Source organism: Rossellomorea aquimaris TF-12 (genome assembly GCF_001648555.1).
In the GTDB taxonomy this organism is placed as follows: domain Bacteria; phylum Bacillota; class Bacilli; order Bacillales; family Bacillaceae_B; genus Rossellomorea; species Rossellomorea aquimaris.
The window spans coordinates 62,821-75,863 of the sequence record NZ_LQXM01000002.1 but is presented as its reverse complement, the minus strand read 5'-3'; the positions used below and the strand labels follow the sequence as shown (position 1 = coordinate 75,863).

At 36.7% G+C, this 13,043-nt stretch carries 14 protein-coding genes and 3 pseudogenes; 3 read left to right on the top strand and 14 right to left on the bottom strand.

Translation table 11 applies throughout. The features are described from left to right. Positions 1 to 40 precede the first annotated feature (40 nt). From sigF to spoIIM, 11 genes and pseudogenes are all read right to left on the bottom strand, one after another. Positions 41 to 802 (bottom strand): RNA polymerase sporulation sigma factor SigF, encoded by a 762-nt coding sequence (sigF, locus tag IQI_RS00525; RefSeq protein WP_064090969.1) that lies wholly within the window; start codon positions 800 to 802, stop codon positions 41 to 43. Positions 803 to 814: 12 nt separating this feature from the next. Further along, positions 815 to 1,258, bottom strand: a complete 444-nt coding sequence (spoIIAB, locus tag IQI_RS00520) for an anti-sigma F factor (protein ID WP_064090968.1) — start codon at positions 1,256 to 1,258, stop codon at positions 815 to 817. 1 nt (position 1,259) lies between these two features. After that, a complete protein-coding gene (gene spoIIAA / locus IQI_RS00515; protein WP_064090967.1) occupies positions 1,260 to 1,610 on the bottom strand; it encodes an anti-sigma F factor antagonist in 351 nt (116 codons plus the stop codon). A gap of 104 nt (positions 1,611 to 1,714) precedes the next feature. Beyond that, positions 1,715 to 2,881: a D-alanyl-D-alanine carboxypeptidase family protein gene (locus tag IQI_RS00510; RefSeq protein WP_064090966.1), complete on the bottom strand. Its 1,167-nt coding sequence runs from the start codon at positions 2,879 to 2,881 to the stop codon at positions 1,715 to 1,717. Positions 2,882 to 3,083: 202 nt separating this feature from the next. Beyond that, the gene (locus tag IQI_RS00505) at positions 3,084 to 4,388 is read right to left on the bottom strand and encodes a pyrimidine-nucleoside phosphorylase (protein ID WP_064090965.1); all 1,305 of its coding nucleotides are present in this window, start codon (positions 4,386 to 4,388) and stop codon (positions 3,084 to 3,086) included. A gap of 99 nt (positions 4,389 to 4,487) precedes the next feature. Then, complete coding sequence (locus IQI_RS00500; RefSeq protein WP_064090964.1) at positions 4,488 to 5,303, bottom strand: purine-nucleoside phosphorylase; 816 nt, start codon at positions 5,301 to 5,303, stop codon at positions 4,488 to 4,490. A gap of 106 nt (positions 5,304 to 5,409) precedes the next feature. Next, positions 5,410 to 6,594, bottom strand: a complete 1,185-nt coding sequence (deoB, locus tag IQI_RS00495; protein WP_064090963.1) for a phosphopentomutase — start codon at positions 6,592 to 6,594, stop codon at positions 5,410 to 5,412. A gap of 205 nt (positions 6,595 to 6,799) precedes the next feature. Beyond that, positions 6,800 to 7,693 carry a site-specific tyrosine recombinase XerD gene (gene xerD, locus IQI_RS00490; RefSeq protein WP_064090962.1) on the bottom strand — a complete coding sequence of 298 codons (894 nt, stop codon included), beginning with the start codon at positions 7,691 to 7,693 and terminating at the stop codon, positions 6,800 to 6,802. A gap of 6 nt (positions 7,694 to 7,699) precedes the next feature. Further along, positions 7,700 to 7,927, bottom strand: coding sequence for a YqzK family protein (locus IQI_RS00485; RefSeq protein ID WP_064090961.1), 228 nt, complete (start codon positions 7,925 to 7,927; stop codon positions 7,700 to 7,702). 206 nt (positions 7,928 to 8,133) lie between these two features. Next, positions 8,134 to 8,591, bottom strand: a pseudogene (fur, locus tag IQI_RS00480) (ferric iron uptake transcriptional regulator). A 109-nt stretch (positions 8,592 to 8,700) separates the two neighbouring features. Next, entirely contained in the window at positions 8,701 to 9,354 is a 654-nt protein-coding gene (gene spoIIM / locus IQI_RS00475) for a stage II sporulation protein M (protein ID WP_064090960.1), read from the bottom strand. Between the two features lie 169 nt (positions 9,355 to 9,523). Here spoIIM and IQI_RS00470 point away from each other — a divergent pair, with 169 nt between their 5' ends. Further along, positions 9,524 to 10,108, top strand: coding sequence for a GNAT family N-acetyltransferase (locus tag IQI_RS00470; protein WP_064090959.1), 585 nt, complete (start codon positions 9,524 to 9,526; stop codon positions 10,106 to 10,108). Between the two features lie 25 nt (positions 10,109 to 10,133). Here the strand turns inward: IQI_RS00470 and IQI_RS00465 are convergent, their stop codons facing one another. Continuing rightward, positions 10,134 to 10,682 carry an NUDIX domain-containing protein gene (locus IQI_RS00465; RefSeq protein WP_064090958.1) on the bottom strand — a complete coding sequence of 183 codons (549 nt, stop codon included), beginning with the start codon at positions 10,680 to 10,682 and terminating at the stop codon, positions 10,134 to 10,136. An 84-nt stretch (positions 10,683 to 10,766) separates the two neighbouring features. Between IQI_RS00465 and mciZ the strand changes: the two genes are divergently transcribed. Next, positions 10,767 to 10,904 carry a Z-ring formation inhibitor MciZ gene (mciZ, locus tag IQI_RS20175; protein WP_231893365.1) on the top strand — a complete coding sequence of 46 codons (138 nt, stop codon included), beginning with the start codon at positions 10,767 to 10,769 and terminating at the stop codon, positions 10,902 to 10,904. 91 nt (positions 10,905 to 10,995) lie between these two features. Continuing rightward, complete coding sequence (locus tag IQI_RS00460) at positions 10,996 to 11,919, top strand: aldo/keto reductase (RefSeq protein WP_064090957.1); 924 nt, start codon at positions 10,996 to 10,998, stop codon at positions 11,917 to 11,919. 28 nt (positions 11,920 to 11,947) lie between these two features. Here the strand turns inward: IQI_RS00460 and IQI_RS00455 are convergent. Further along, positions 11,948 to 12,471, bottom strand: a pseudogene (locus tag IQI_RS00455) (GrpB family protein). Beyond that, positions 12,471 to 12,700: pseudogene (locus tag IQI_RS00450) on the bottom strand (DUF3886 domain-containing protein). Before IQI_RS00450 ends, IQI_RS00455 begins: the two co-directional pseudogenes overlap by 1 nt. Between the last annotated feature and the right edge of the window lie 343 nt (positions 12,701 to 13,043).

The window sequence follows — 13,043 nt, the reverse complement described above, 5'->3', positions numbered from 1 at the left end:
TTTCTTCCGTTTAAGAAACACAAAAACACCAGGATTATATCTACTCTGTGTACATTTGTTCTTTCATGGTTTGCAAAATTTTCTTTTCAAGTCGGGATACCTGTACTTGAGATATTCCTAATCGATCTGCCACTTCAGACTGTGTTTGATCTTTATAATATCTCAAATAAACAATCAATCGTTCACGATCATCTAATTCCCTAATCGCTTCCTTTAAAGCAATTTTGTCAAACCATTTATGATCTGTGTTATCAGCAATCTGATCTAATAGTGTGATGGGATCTCCATCATTTTCGTAGACTGTTTCGTGAATCGATGAAGGAGTACGACTCGCTTCTTGCGCCATAATCACTTCCTCGATAGAGTATTCAAGGTGCTCTGCTAACTCACTAACAGTTGGTACTCGACCGAATTTCTTTGATAATTCATCTTTCGCTTTGCGAATCTTATTCCCCATTTCCTTTAGAGAACGACTTACCTTTACCGTTCCATCATCTCTAATAAAACGCTGAATTTCTCCAATAATCATAGGAACAGCATAGGTAGAGAACTTTACGTCATAGCTTAAATCAAACTTATCCACTGATTTCAGCAACCCGATACAGCCTATTTGAAAAAGATCATCTGGTTCATAGCCTCTATTGAGGAATCGTTGAACAACTGACCAAACTAATCGCATATTTTTTTGAACGATTAAGTCTCTAGCACTTTGGTCTCCCTCATGACTTTGTTTAATGAGGGCTTTGACTTCATGATCTTTCAAAAAGGGCTGTTCTTTATCCTTTTTCACTTCGACATCCATAGGCACGACTCCTTAATTGCATAGCGCTTTACTATTGGTCAAGTGCTTCTTCAGTCTTACCGTAGTGCCTGTACCAGGGTGTGATGACACTTCTACCTCATCCATGAAATTTTCCATTATGGTAAAACCCATTCCAGAACGTTCTAATTCAGGCTTAGAGGTATATAATGGCTGACGCGCTTCCTCCACATCGCCAATGCCAATGCCTTCATCACGTATGGTCATATCGATAAATCCATCTTCCTCCAATATGACGGAAATATACACAACTCCATTAGGCTTGTTGTCATACCCGTGAATAATAGCATTTGTCACAGCTTCTGAAACAACTGTTTTGATTTCTGTTAATTCATCCATATTAGGATCTAATTGAGCGATAAAAGAAGCAACCGTCACTCTTGCAAAAGACTCGTTTTGACTTAAAGAACTAAACTGGATATTCATTTCATTTCTCATTTTATGCGACCCCCAATCTTTGTAATGCGTTTTCTTCCGATGGCTCAAGACGAATAATCTTAAACAATCCTGACATTTCAAATAATCGGTTTACAGATGGGGATATCGCACATACAACCATTTCTCCATGCTTTTGCTTAATCTGCTTATATCGACCTAAAATTACACCCAAGCCTGAACTGTCCATAAAGCTTAGTTCCTCTAAATTCATGATAATATGCTTGATATTCTCTCGTTCAATTAGGGTAGAAGCTTTTTCCCTCAGATCATCGGCAGTGTGATGATCTAACTCTCCACTTAATCTTATGCACAAGACATCTTTTTTAACTTCTAAGTTAATAGCAAGACTCACTATCAGAAAGCCTCCTTCTCTGTCGTATAGTGAGTCATTTCGCTATCGCTATATTAAATTCCTTCTCCATGACAAAACTAGAAGGAATTCGTCATAATTTGCATTTACTTATTTGTCTTTGTAAACAATCCAAAGGATTTTTTGTATAACTCCCACCAGCTTGCACTTTCCATATCCTTCTTAGCTACTAGTGGCGTTTCTAACATTTTTTCTCCTTTATTCATAACCGTCAATGTTCCAACTTTATCTCCCTTTTTGACTGGGGCTTTCAGGTCTTTTGATAAAGTAATGACTTTCGTTACCCCATCCAATTTTTCTCCTTTATGAGTCAATATAGATACTGGCTCATCCGTTACAGCTTCAACTTTATTCGATTTCCCTTTTGAAACCTTTACTTTCTCGATTGAATCCCCTTTTTTGTATAAAGGCTTTGTTTGATACTGATTAAAGGCATAATCAAGCATCTTACTTACTTCATTATTTCGTTCCTTTGGAGTTGGAGCTCCAAATACTACTGCAATGACTCTCATATTGTCTTTCTTTGCCGTAGCTGTTAAGCAATATTTCGCTTCATTTGTGAAACCCGTTTTCAATCCATCTACACCGTCATAAAAACGTACTAGTTTATTGGTATTTACGAGCCAAAACTTTTTATCGGTGTCTTCACGTAAGTAAGACTCATAACTTCCCGTGAATTTTGTGATGTCATTATATTTTAAAAGTTCTTTTGCCATCATAGACATATCATGAGCGGAACTGTAATGCTCTTTTGAAGGCAGACCAGTTGTATTTTTAAACTGTGTATCTTTTAACCCAAGTTCTTTTAACTTCTTATTCATATTGTTAACAAAGTTTTCTTCACTTCCTGCAATATGTTCTGCCATTGCTACAGAAGCATCATTTGCTGATCCAATCGCAATCCCTTTAAGCATTTGTTCTACGGTCATTGTTTCTCCTGGCTCAAGGAAAATTTGCGAACCTCCCATTGAAGCTGCGTATTCACTTGTTCGAACTTTGTCGTCCCATTTAATTTGACCCTTTTCAAGGGCTTCCATAATTAATAGCATGGTCATAATTTTTGTCATGGATGCCGGTGCCAGCTTTTCATGACTATTTTTCTCATACAGCACCGTACCAGTATCTCTTTCAATTAGAATGGCAGATTTCGCTACTTCAGCAAGCTCAGATTTCTTTTCCTCAGCGAACATCATAGAAGGAAATAAAGAGGTTAAGAGAAAAAATGCCATTAATATATACACACAACGTTTCATCATACCGTCCTCCAATCAAATCTTGTTTAATTCAATACTCATAGACCCATTTTTTCCATCATGACCAATTTTATACAAATAAATACAAAAATTTAGGCTCTTTTCTTAAAGATTGATGTTATTTTAGAAAAAGAGTCATTTAAAAATGGCCACATAAAAAAGCCCTTGCCTAGAGAATCCTCCAGGCAAGGGCTTTCGAATATTAGTTTGTGATTTCTGTATGAATGAGGATAGGAGCATCCACTTTTTCACTGCTTATCTCAATACTTTCGTAAAGTTTATTCTTTACATCCTCCAGGTTTTCCTGATTGCTGTAAATCGTTACGATAGACTCTCCAACTTTTACAGAATCTCCAATTTTCTTACGCAGTTCTAATCCAACTGCTAAGTCAATAACAGAATCTTTTGTCGCTCTTCCTGCACCTAACCACATTGCAGCTGTGCCAACAGCATCTGCAACTATTTCTGATACATATCCGTCTTCTTTTGCCTCAAGCTCCACCTTGAATTTTGCTTGAGGAAGTTTAGATGGATCATCTACAACTGAAGCATCTCCACCCTGTGATTCAAGGAATACCTTAAAGTTTTCTAAGGCTGACCCATCTTGGATTGCTTTTTGTAGCATGTCTCTTGCCTCTTCTTGAGAAGTAGCCTTGTCCGCAAGGTAGACCATGTGACTTCCTAAAGTTAAGCACAATTCTGTTAAGTCTTCTGGACCTTCGCCTTTTAACGTATCGATTGCTTCTTTTACCTCTAAAGCATTCCCAATGGCAAAACCAAGTGGTTGGCTCATATCGGATATAACAGCCATTGTCTTTCTTCCAACGTTATTCCCGATATTCACCATTGCTTTTGCAAGGTCTTTAGAGTCATCTAATGTTTTCATGAAAGCTCCGGCACCAGTTTTCACATCAAGAACAATTGCATCAGCACCTGCAGCAATTTTCTTGCTCATAATGGAGCTGGCAATAAGAGGAATACTATTAACTGTTGCGGTTACATCTCTTAATGAATATAACTTTTTATCCGCTGGCGTTAGATTCCCACTTTGTCCGATAACAGCCAATTTATTCTTGTTAACCAGTCGAATGAATTCATCATTTTCAATTTCCACATGAAATCCTTCAACCGCTTCAAGTTTATCAATTGTGCCTCCAGTGTGCCCTAACCCTCTACCACTCATCTTCGCAACAGGCACTCCTACTGAAGCAACTAGTGGCCCAAGGACCAATGTTGTCGTATCGCCTACTCCTCCTGTTGAGTGTTTATCCACTTTGATTCCTTCGATAGCAGATAGATCAATCTGATCCCCAGACTCGACCATAGCCATTGTTAAATCTGCACGCTCTCTGTCGCTCATATCTTTAAAGAAAATCGCCATTGTTAGAGCACTTACTTGATAATCTGGAATCGTTCCATCCGTGTACCCTTCCACAATAAATCTGATTTCTTCCGTTGTTAATTCGTTACCTTCACGTTTCTTTTCTATTAAGTCAACCATTCTCATTGTTTTCACCAACTTTAATATATTTGTTTATATAGGTCTGCCAATCAAAGTCCTTACTTTCCGTTCCCGTCACTCTCTTTTTTGTTGAAGAGAGACTGTTTAAAGAGATTTCACAATTGCTTTTACATATGATAAGAAATTAGCACGTACCATTTCAGTCGTTTCGATTACTTCATCGTGGGAAAGAGGTTGATCTAAAATACCAGCTGCCATATTAGAGATACATGATATTCCCAGAACTTTCATACCTGCATGGCGAGCTACGATGACTTCAGGCACAGTAGACATCCCAACAGCATCTCCTCCAAGTGTGCGTGCAAGACGCACCTCAGCAGGTGTTTCATATGTAGGACCTGTATTCCCTACATAAACCCCTTCTTGGACTTTTAGAGAAAGTGATTCTGCAATCTCTTTCGCACTTTGGCGCAATTGTTTACAGTAAGCTTCAGACATATCCGGGAACCTTGGTCCCAAACGGGAATCATTTGCTCCTATTAATGGATTGCCTCCCATATTATTAATATGGTCAGAAATTAACATCAAGTCGCCTGCTTGGAAATTTTCGTTCACTCCACCGGCGGCATTTGTCACAATTAGAATTTCCACGCCCAATTCCTTCATTACACGGACAGGGAATGTGACTTTATCAAATCCATACCCTTCATAATAATGAAAACGTCCTTGCATAGCGACCACTTCTTGTCCTGCTAATTGACCAAATACAAGCTGACCAGCGTGACCCGTTACAGTTGATACTGGAAAATCAGGTATTTCTTTATACGGAATTTTAACCGAATTTTGAATTTCATCAGCTAATACTCCTAAACCAGACCCTAGAATTAACCCTACTTTCGGTTGTCCAGTATATTGATTTTTCAAGTGATTGGCTGCATTTTGAATTTTTTCGTAATTCATTTAGATTGCTCCTTTTGTTCTTGGTTTCAAAATCAACAGAAAAGAGAGATCGTTCCATTTTCATGAACACCACCTCTTCCCCTTATCCTAATTCTTCCAAATATCATTATTTTAAACGAGATAAAAAGCTTTTACCGAACTTTGGCATATTAACATTAAAGTTATCGGCAACAGTCGCCCCAATATCAGCGAAGGTTTCGCTTATTGGTAATTCTTCTCCTTGATCAAAGCGTTTAGAGTAAACAATTAGAGGAACATATTCCCTCGTATGATCTGTTCCTGGAGCTGTAGGATCATTACCATGATCGGCTGTAATAATGAGAAGATCATCTTCTGTCATTTTCTCAAATACTTCTGGTAAACGAGCATCAAATTCTTCTAGTGCCTTGCCATAGCCTTCAGGATCACGACGGTGACCGTATAACGCATCAAAATCGACAAGGTTTAAAAAGCTTAATCCTGTGAATGACTCATCAAATGTATTGATTAGTCCATCCATTCCGTCCATATTATGCTTAGTACGAATGGACTTTGTAACTCCCTCTCCGTTATAGATGTCCGCAATTTTCCCGATAGCAATGACATCAAATCCAGAATCCTTTAGCTCGTTCATCACTGTACGATTAAAAGGCTTTAATGCATAATCATGACGATTAGAAGTACGTTTGAATTCTCCTGGCTCTCCCACAAATGGACGAGCAATGACACGACCCACTAAGAATTCTTCATCCTTTGTAATCTCACGGGCAATTTCACAAATTTTATACTGCTCTTCAATAGGGATAATGTCTTCATGAGCCGCAATTTGAAGAACAGGATCTGCAGATGTATAAACAATTAATGCTCCCGTTTCCATATGTTCCTTCCCTAGTTCTTCGATAATCTCTGTGCCGCTGGCTGGTTTGTTTCCAATAATTGTTCTTCCTGTTTCAGCCTCTAACTTTTGTATTAACTTTTCAGGAAAACCATCTGGATAGGTTTTAAATGGAGTATCAATATGTAGGCCCATTATCTCCCAATGTCCTGTCATTGTATCTTTTCCAACAGAAGACTCTTGCATCTTAGTAAAGTATGCAAGTGGTTTTTCAGCTTTTTCAATACCTTTTACTTCCTTAATATTTGAAAGTCCCAGCTTCGCCATATTGGGCATATTCAACCCATTCATACGTTCAGCAATGTGTCCTAAGGTATCAGTACCTTTATCATTAAACAGTTCAGCATCTGGAGCTTCTCCAATCCCTACCGAATCCATTACTACTAAATGCACACGTTTATATGTATAGTTACTCATTGTAAACCTCCTATTAATACGGTTTCATTTTTAAGAAAAACGGTTTCATTTTCAGACGATAATCGTATCATACCCTTTTCTTTTATAGATAAGTCCAATTTACCATCACGTCAGAAGTCTGACATCTATATTTTACTTTTCCCTACATAAAAAAACAAGAGAGATCCCTTAAAGTGTCATAAATTCTTTAAGAAATCTCTTTTTGTTACGCTCTAGGATGAAATTGTGAGTAAACATCTTTTAATCTTGTTTTGGTTACATGGGTATAAATTTGAGTTGTTGAAATATCAGCATGTCCAAGCATTTCTTGGACTGCCCTTAAATCTGCACCATTCTCTAATAAATGAGTAGCAAATGAATGCCTAAGAATATGAGGTGTTAGATCTTTTTCAATGTTCCCTTTCCTCGCAAGTGCTTTAAGGTTTTTCCAGAATCCTTGCCTTGTGAGCCCTTTGCCGTGATGATTGAGAAAAAGGTGATCATCTTTATATTTTTTTGACCTTAAGGAAAGTCTTCCTTCTTCTAAATACTTTCCTAGAACATTCATGGCTGTCTGTCCTATCGGGATAATACGCTCTTTGTTTCCTTTCCCGATACATCTTACAAATCCCATGGTCAAATGAACATCATCTAATTTAAGAGTGATTAATTCACTGACTCGAATACCAGTAGCATAAAGAAGTTCAAGCATTGCTTTATCTCTCAAGCCTAACGGTGAAGATTCATCTGGGGCTTCTAATAATGCTTCTACCTCAGCAATACTAAGAATTTTAGGGAGAGTTCTTTCGGTTTTAGGTGTCTCAATATGAACAGTAGGGTCTTGGTCCGTCGCTTTCTCCCTTAGTAAAAATTGGTGGATAGAACGGATTGAAGCAACATGTCTAGCAATCGTCTTTGAAGACTTTCCCTGTTTTTTCAAATAGCCTAAAAATTGTACAATATTGACTCTGGAAACATCATTGATGTTCGAAACATTTTCAACCTTGGTGAGATAGAGTACATAATTTTTCAAATCTCTTTGATATGATTCTATCGTATTATTCGCCAGTCCTTTTTCAACTTTTAAAAAGTGCATAAAATCTTGAATATGGTCTTCCACACTGCATTACTCCCCGTTCATATAAAAAAATAATAATCGATCATACCAGTTGCTCTCTTCATTCGTTATGGATGAATAAACCTTTACTGCTGCCCCTTCTGGTTCATCATATCTGTGATACCCTTCGTATTCTTCACTTATCCACATAATACCATAGTAAAACAAGATCGTTGAACCAGTAAATAAAATAAACACCTTAAGCGTATGCCATATGATTCGAATTCCGTTCTTCATAACTAGAAGGCCTCCATATTCATTAGTACTTTAACAGTCTTTATATCTCTTAATACAAGCTATGACGATTTTAAACTGTTTTATACCTTATGAAAGCAGAATATCTAAATATTTATGAACAGGTATGAAAAAAAGCCCCAAAGATATGTATATGCTGTTTCATCATGAAACAACGATTGCGTCTTTAAAGGCTTTTCTTCATTATATTATTCTTCTGTATCATCAGAGTCTTTCTGACATCTAGAACAGATACCATGAAAGGTTAGTCGATGATCTTTTATTTTAAATTTCCAATCTCGCTCTACAATATTCTCTACGTCTTCTAATAGATCTTCTTGAATTTCGTCGACTGCTCCACATTCAATACACACTAAATGATGATGAAAGTGAGCTGCCCCTTCTTGTCGAAGATCATAACGTGATACACCATCGCCAAAATTAATTTTATCAACAATTTTTAATTCAGATAACAATTCAAGTGTACGATATACGGTTGCTAGTCCTATTTCCGGAGACTTTTCCTTAACGAGGAGGTATACATCTTCGGCACTGAGGTGATCTTCTTCATGTTCCAACAACACTCTTACAGTTGCCTCACGTTGTGGGGTAAGCTTGTAACTTGCTGAATGAAGTTGTTTTTTATTCGTTCAATACGGCTTTCCATCTTCCTTCCCTCCCTCGTCAATGTCTATATTATTATATCAAAAAGGGAAGAATAAGCAAAATAAAATTATTATAATCAAACAAGTATAACGATTATTAAATGAGAATAATTATTTAAAATTTGAAATTACCGTTTTCATTAAATAAGGAGACAGATACGCTTCAATGCTAGAGGCAATCGTTACAATTCCGATAGCCAAGACTAGAAATATCACATATCTAGATAAGAACGGAATCATCTGAAATTGTATGGATGGTCCATGCTTCATAAAGATTTTACGAATAAGAGTTAAGGAAAAGCTGGCACTAACGGCTCCAATAAAGATAAAAGCCGGGATAATAATGATGTTTTGCGGTAACACACTAACAAATGACAGCAAAAAACCGCTCCATTCCATTTGATTTACTAAAAATCCAACTGAAAATCCTACTACTACTCCCTTCATAAATAACAGAACAAATATTAAGGGAAGTCCAATGATTGAAATACCTAGTATCCACATCAATCCAAGGTATTTTACATTGTGAAGAAAGCTTTGTCTAAACAATTCTTCTGAGGAAGTCATTCTTCCATCTTCCATTTCACTAAAGAATTTACTCAAATAGAAATACAAATCTTCCTTTTGTGCAAAGGATAATGAATTAACTACAATGGCACCGAATATGACCCCCATTAAAAACAAGGTAATAATAAATAAGTAGATTGAGGAATGTGCTTGTACATGTTGTACGAGTGGATTTGAATTTGAAATTTTTTTGCGCATCACAGTGCTCCTCCTAGAGTATCAATTACTAATCTATATGAGAGGGGAGGCTTATTTATGCAGGTTACTCTTGTATTCAGCAGATTCTATTATTCTATTGAATTCTCAAACACAGAAATGTATAATCATGGAAACTAATAACCATACGTCAAAATAATGGAGGGATAAGATGAAACCAATTAGCTTAATAGAGTTTCCGGAATATATTGAAACAGCTAGACTGATCATAAGACCATGTAAGCCTGGTGATGGAATCGAAGTACATGACGCTATTGAAAAATCAAGAAATGAGTTAAAGTCATGGCTTCCATTTGCCAGGAAAGAACAATCAGTTCAAGAAGTCGAAGCCGGAATAAGGGACTCTTATGGAGATTTCATCAAAAAAACAGACATTCGCCTCCATATCTATCTAAAAGAAACAAGGGAATTCGTAGGTTCTTCAGGTTTTCATCGAATAGACTGGGAGATTCCCAAGGTTGAAATTGGGTACTGGCTTCATAGTCATCATACAAAAAAAGGCTATATTACAGAGGCTGTTGAAGCACTTACCTCTTTTGCCTTACACACACTTTCTTGTCAACGAATTGAAATTCGTTGTGATGAGGAAAATACCCCTTCCAGAAAAGTGCCTGAAAAATTAGGGTATGTATTAGAAGCAGTTTTACAACATGTGGCTGTGAATGAAGAGGGAAAAAAACGTAACACTTGTATTTATGCTGTTATTCCGAATGATTGGAGTCATAAAAACAGCTAATCCCTAAAAGGATTAGCTGTTTTTATTATTTCATTAACTTTTGCAATTGAAGATATTGAACGGCATATGCTGTTTTTGCGTCGTATATTCTTTGTTCTTTAATTAATCCCAAAGCTTCTTCTACGTTTACTTCTACTAACTCTACAAATTCATCCTCATCGGTTTCTCTTGATTCTTCTATTTGATAAATGTCTTTTGCTACAAACAGATGAACCAGCTCATCTGCAAACCCGGGAGACGTATAAAAAGAAATTAGATGTTCCAGGTTTTCAGACCCATATCCTGTTTCCTCTTCTAATTCCCGAAGAGCTGTTTTCATTGGTTCTTCCCCTGGCTCGAGTTTCCCAGCCGGAATTTCAATAATCGATTTTTCCAGGGCTTTTCTATACTGCTCTACCATTACGATTTTATCTTCTGATGTCAATGCAATGACTGCAACAGCACCTGGATGCTTGATAATCTCTCTTTTAGATGTCTTTCCATTGGGAAGCTTCACTTCATCAATGTACAGATCAATGATTTTCCCTTCATAAATCGTTTCGGATTTAACGGTTAGTTCTTCAAATTTCTTCATTTATTCGACTCTCCTTGTTCTTTCATTGATCTTTTCATCATACATTCTACCATATTTGATATGAAGAACGAGGTGAACTTCATTTTGAAAATAATAACGAAAAATGATCGAATAATCCTAATAGGGAAAGCATGGGAAATTAGAGAGAAGCTTAAGGAATATAATCAATCTTTTGAAACAGTCAAGCAATGGATTGATTCAATTCAACAAAGAAAGACATAAGATTTCTTTTTCAAAATTCGTTTCTTTTGTTTAGTTATTCAACCTTTCGTTAATATAAGATAGTAAGGTTTAATTCGAAAGGACGGATACAATGGAAAAAAGACGATTAGGAAACTCCGATTTATTCGTATCGAAAATGGGGCTAGGCTGTATGTCCCTTGGGACGAATGAGGAAGAAGCGAAGAAAATCGTTCAACATGCTTTAGAAAATGGGGTTAATTATCTTGATACCGCTGATTTATATGATTTCGGAAAAAATGAAGAAATCGTTGGAAAAGCTATCCGAGAGGTTCGTGACGATATCATTCTTGCTACTAAAGTCGGAAATCGTTGGAATGATGTAGAAGATGGGTGGCGTTGGGATCCTTCAAAAAAGTACATTAAATCTGCTGTAAAAGATAGCCTGTCTCGCTTAAACGTGGACTATTTAGATCTTTATCAGCTTCATGGTGGTACAATAGAAGATCATTTTGACGAAACAATCGAAGCCTTCGAAGAGTTAAAAGACGAAGGTCTTATTCGTTTTTATGGAATATCCTCCATTCGACCTAATGTGATAAAACAATTCCTCAAGGAATCTTCTATTGTAAGTGTCATGATGCAATACAACCTGCTAGATCGTCGACCTGAAGAGTGGATGGAGTTATTAAAAGAGCATAATGTGAGTATCGTTACTCGTGGTCCTTTAGGGAAAGGACTTCTATCAGAGAAAATGCTTGCAAAAGCCTCTTCAAAAATCAAAGAAAATGGTTATCTGAACTATTCCTATCAGGAGCTTGAAGAGACCATTGATTCCATTCATGAAAAATTAGGAGATAAGCGAAGTATGAATGAGCTCGCTTTGCAATTTAATTTATCACATCCATCAGTCGCTTCGGTTATTCCTGGGGCAAGCTCGATTGCGCAGCTTGAAGAAAATTTACAAGCTGTAAATAATCCTCCTCTCTCCAAAGAAGAGGTAGATCTATTAAAACAATTAACAAAACCCTCCCATTACGAACAGCATAGAGACTAAAAAGAATAGGAGCGAGCAGGATATTTTTCTACTCACTCCTATTCTTTTCATGCCAATCCAACGCTCTTTTTTCAAGTTGTTTGACGTAAGTATCTTTCCCTTGAATATATCCTTCAATATCGTGAGGATTTAATTTTGCCACCGCTTCCTTTAACTCTCCGTATTTCCTTGCTTCTAATTCATGTTTTTTAAATAATCCCGCACAGCTAAGTGCCTGGTGACTTCATGAGTATCCTTAAGAAAAATATGTAGATTCACTATTCTTCTGCCTTCATGATCTTTCAAAAAAAAGCGGCGGTTAGGAATCCCATGTTCACCTTTTCCTATATATCCTAATCTTTGAAAGAAGTTTTGCATTCCATCTATCTCATCTAAAGAAGATACTTCTACCAGGATATCGATAATTGGTTTTGCTGAAAGACCCGAAACAGACGTTGATCCAATATGATGAATGATTGCTTCCTTTGGAAGTATTGTTTGCAAAAGTTCTTTTTCTCTATGAAACAATTCATTCCAATGGGTTTGATGAGGTACTACTTTCACTTCTCTCATTACTCTTTGTAATTCTTCCAATTCATATTGCTTTCATTCAACAATTCTTCAAAGCTCTTATTTTTTCTCTTATCCTTTTCTCTTCTGCTTTCTTCACACGTTCTTCCTCTTTTTTAACCGCTTCTTCTTTTTCCAGTTCCTCCTTTTTATTCTTTAATTGTTGAAAAATGTTTTCATTAATGGAGTTTTTCAGCGTTAATTCAGCTTCCTGTTTTTTCTTTTTAGACATGTACGATTCCTCCTATCTGTCATTAGTTATAAATCTTTTTTGTCTGTTAGTCAAAGACTCTGTTAGCATTTACTGTTGGTTTTTTTTGAGAAAAGGAAATGATCATGTTTTGAATTGCTATTCCTTTAAAGATTGTTGCTTTTTTGGAGGAGACATTAGTAGTTGATTTCCACTGCAGGATGCTCGCTTTCCGCGGGGAGGAAGTCGAGCCTCTATCACCCGCAGGAGTCAAGTGCCTTCCGCTACATTCCACTCTGTGATTCTACATTCTTATGGCCTAATAATATGGATAACAAACACACAAAATGCTTCTCAGCATAGCTCAAACATCAGTTATTAGTTA